Below are 515 nucleotides of genomic sequence, written 5' to 3' on the forward strand. Positions count from 1 at the left end.
GGACGCCGCAGGGCCGTCCTGCGGACGACCACGGGAGTTCGACGACACCCCCTAGAGTGGCCCGGCAAGTGTCCGGTCCCTGTCGGCCCCGTATGATCGCGGGCCGACGCCGCGGACACGGCAGCGCACAGGCAGCGGGGAGAAGAACGGCATGGCAGAGAACCGGCGACGGCTGCGCTCCAGCACCGTCGTACTCGGCGGGATGGGCGTGATCGCCGCGGCCCTCACCTCCTGCGGCTCCGACCCCGACCGCCGCTGCGTCGACCGCGACAGCTACGACTACATCAACGGCTACAAGATCATCGCCGACAAGAACTGCAAGTCCGGCTCCTCCTCCTACGGCAGGGGCGGCAAGGGCGGCACCTCCGGCAAGGGCAAGAAGACCGGCAGCGGCGACGCCGCCTGGTACTACGACGCCGAAGTCAGCGGCGGCTACGCCGACTACGGCACCTTCAGCCGCGACGAGGCCGTCGACCGCGGCGGCTTCGGCTGCTCCGGCTCCGGCAGCGGCGGCG

The 515-nt window shown here is 71.5% G+C and carries 1 protein-coding gene; it reads left to right on the plus strand.

All coding sequences use genetic code 11. The features are described from left to right. Positions 1-151 precede the first annotated feature (151 nt). Positions 152-515 (plus strand): hypothetical protein (locus CCN42_RS17210; RefSeq protein WP_086736746.1); only part of this gene is annotated, 364 nt, incomplete at its 3' end.

The sequence above is a fragment of the Streptomyces glaucescens genome, from assembly GCF_002154375.1.
Classification (GTDB): domain Bacteria; phylum Actinomycetota; class Actinomycetes; order Streptomycetales; family Streptomycetaceae; genus Streptomyces; species Streptomyces glaucescens.